The organism is Candidatus Lokiarchaeota archaeon (assembly GCA_014730275.1).
In the GTDB taxonomy this organism is placed as follows: Archaea; Asgardarchaeota; Thorarchaeia; order Thorarchaeales; family Thorarchaeaceae; genus WJIL01.
The window spans coordinates 1-2,650 of the sequence record WJIL01000022.1; the positions used below are offsets into that span (position 1 = coordinate 1).

At 45.5% G+C, this 2,650-nt stretch carries 5 protein-coding genes; 2 read left to right on the top strand and 3 right to left on the bottom strand.

All coding sequences use genetic code 11. From position 1 onward, the window contains the following. Positions 1 to 486: hypothetical protein (locus GF309_03760; protein MBD3157885.1), on the bottom strand; the 486-nt coding region annotated here is incomplete at its 3' end. Between the two features lie 252 nt (positions 487 to 738). On the opposite strand from GF309_03760, the gene GF309_03765 reads away from it, so the two are divergent. Continuing rightward, a complete protein-coding gene (locus GF309_03765; protein ID MBD3157886.1) occupies positions 739 to 888 on the top strand; it encodes a hypothetical protein in 150 nt (49 codons plus the stop codon). A 73-nt stretch (positions 889 to 961) separates the two neighbouring features. Further along, the gene (locus tag GF309_03770; protein ID MBD3157887.1) at positions 962 to 1,144 is read left to right on the top strand and encodes a hypothetical protein; all 183 of its coding nucleotides are present in this window, start codon (positions 962 to 964) and stop codon (positions 1,142 to 1,144) included. 265 nt (positions 1,145 to 1,409) lie between these two features. Here the strand turns inward: GF309_03770 and GF309_03775 are convergent, their stop codons facing one another. Beyond that, positions 1,410 to 1,682: a HEPN domain-containing protein gene (locus GF309_03775; protein ID MBD3157888.1), complete on the bottom strand. Its 273-nt coding sequence runs from the start codon at positions 1,680 to 1,682 to the stop codon at positions 1,410 to 1,412. Then, positions 1,634 to 2,374 carry a hypothetical protein gene (locus GF309_03780; GenBank protein ID MBD3157889.1) on the bottom strand — a complete coding sequence of 247 codons (741 nt, stop codon included), beginning with the start codon at positions 2,372 to 2,374 and terminating at the stop codon, positions 1,634 to 1,636. Before GF309_03780 ends, GF309_03775 begins: the two co-directional genes overlap by 49 nt. Between the last annotated feature and the right edge of the window lie 276 nt (positions 2,375 to 2,650).

A 2,650-nucleotide genomic window follows, 5' to 3' on the forward strand; every position in this document is an offset into this window, starting at 1 on the left:
ACCGGCAATAAGGAAACCCTCTCCCCCTCGGCTTGCATCAGAAATGCAATTGCTGACTTTTCCATTCGTCACGTACCAAAACTCGACTGCAGCAGTGCCAGTAGTTGAGGGTGCAGAAAAGTAGCAATCCTGTATTTCAAAATGCACGCTTGTGTCTTTGATGTATATGCAGATGTCTGTGGTGCTAATCTCAAGACCACTGATAATGTATGGATTGAGGGCACTCCCGTCCCCGGGCCAGCCTTCTGCTGAAGCCTCTGCTGCGAAATCGGCATTGGATGTGATGACAATATTGGAATGAGGGGTGTATCCACTAGTTTCTGCTTTGTGGGAGGACAGGGAGATTGTGTCCTCATTGACTCCCGATAATTCAATCTCTGCAAGGATAGTCTCCTTGGTTTGCAGTGTTGGCAACGCCACGCTTAGAAGTGAGAGCCCAACAACAATAGTCACTAGGAAAGAAAATACTGCTTCACGCCGTATCATTACTACTTCATCTCCTCCACATCCCCTGGAGCAGTGGGGGCAAGCTGCTTGTCAGTAGAACGCCGCAAGTAGATGCAGCCCTGCGCAAGGTTTCGATGTCTAGTCACGAAGGAACTTATTACTGTTGCCTAGCGTTCGATTTGCCAAAATCTGCGGCAGAGCAAATCTCCATATTTTCAGAAATCAATGCGCACCCAATCAATGCGAATAATAGTCTATAAACTGAATACAGTATTGTAAACGGCGGATAGTATGAGTGTCGTATCAGTGCGCTTGACCGAGGAAAAGAAAGCGTTCCTCCGGAAACTAGTAAAAGAAGGAAAATATCAGTCGATAAGTGACGCCTTGAAAGCACGAATCCACGAGATGATGCGAGAGGAACAACTCAAAAGTATTCCATGAGAGTCCTGCGAGGATGTTCGAAAGTATTTCGCCTAGAAGAAACGCAAGCTGAAAGGTTTGGAAGAGATGAGTGATGACTGAAACAAAAACTATTCCGCTTTCGAAAGAGGCACATAATCGTCTGAAAAGATACGGCCGACGGGGAGAAAGCTGCGAAGAGGTTATCCGACGGCTGTTAGAAATTGCAGAGCAGGTTGAATTTTCGGAAAAACAGAAGAAGATCTTGGCTGAAGAGGGGTTCGTTCCTCTTTATTGAGTTTGAGGTCTGATTATCAAATGAACCAAGCATAAGCAGATTCTTGTGGTTTTTCGGCAGGTGATTTATTCTATTCCTTTCTCTCGGTCAATCTCAGAATCAAGTCCATGACTTGAGATGCTTGTTCCAATGCTCTGTCTGCATCATCCGTATCAAACAGCTCTTCAGCAGGAGTCCCTCTAGCTTCATCACCATACATCGCTCTGCCCCGTAGGCTATACAACTCATTGGAAACACGGATGGTTGCTTCAAGCTCATCTTGGGACTACTCAGAAAACCGATCTTCGTATTGGTCGAGTACTGTACTAATGTCATGCTTCTTTGGATACTCAACTCCTCTTAGACGGAGAATACCCTTCAGTCCAAGTTCGACACATTCCTGACAATAGCGCACAGTATCTGCACTTCGTTCTTCATCGCGAGCCCTTCTCGCACCTTTGAAACGATTCTTGATCCGCTCAATTGAATCCAAACCAAGAGCATCTGTATTCAATCCTCGAACACCTCGGCAAGTGAATGGCCAGAAGGAGCCTCCCAAGCGTGGCTCCCGTCAGGTAATTCTACCCGCTTTACTCCAAAATCGCTCATTCTAGATTCTAGTTTGCTAAGGATGTCTTCAAAGAAGTGGTCTCGATCATAGACAAGTTCTGCATCTCTGACCATGTCCAGATAGAGGGGCCTGAGTTTGGCAGCTTCTTCTTTGGTGAGTGTGTACCACTGAATGGAGGAGCTAATGCCTTGCGATTCATAGAGTGCCGAAATAGCTCGTCTAACCGGAGCTGTTGCTTCGACGACTTCAGCGGTCTGATCCGATATGTTGCGAGGCCATTCGTCAGCCACAACAAGGATATCGATATCGCTTGTATCCGTGTAGTTGTCTGTAGAAACAGAACCGTATACCGCCATTGTCACAAGCTGTGTACCAAAATGGTGGAGTAAGCACGATAATGCACTTCGGATGATGCTGATGTGGGGACGGTCTTCCAAACGACCAAATTGGATTTTTTCGGCTGCCTTAGCAACAATATATTCGGGACTACACATCTGATAGAGGCCACGTCTCAGACGTATGCAGTGATTGGCCTGTGCAAGTCGACTCATGACATTCAAAACTGTCTTGTATTCCATGTCGAGAGTGGAACATGCTTGTTTGATGTTAATCCCTGCAAATCCGAAGGCCTGCCATAATCGAGAATATGCGGTGCCAAGCCATTCAGGGAGCCAAGTCATATTTATCCTCCATATAGTTATAATATGCTATTGAGTTATAAATCTCCCCCATCGAGTATTGCCGGCGGTTCGAAATAGGCAGGAGATTAAGTGAATTGTAGAGGCCATTTCAACGCTCGCATAGAAATTCCAGCTGGGGAGTTTCTTCAAACAACCACAGTCGAGGAACATGACACGACATATCAGTCAAGTTAATGAAACCAAAAACTAGAAAATAGCTAGTACGATTTTTCTTCATGTTGTCCTCAACTAGATTATGAACAACAAAACTCACAA

Coding starts and splice junctions, on each gene's coding strand:
- GF309_03765 (MBD3157886.1), top strand. CDS start 739: ATGAGTGTCGTATCAGTGCGCTTGACCGAGGAAAAGAAAGCGTTCCTC.
- GF309_03770 (MBD3157887.1), top strand. CDS start 962: ATGACTGAAACAAAAACTATTCCGCTTTCGAAAGAGGCACATAATCGT.
- GF309_03780 (MBD3157889.1), bottom strand. CDS start 2,374: ATGACTTGGCTCCCTGAATGGCTTGGCACCGCATATTCTCGATTATGG.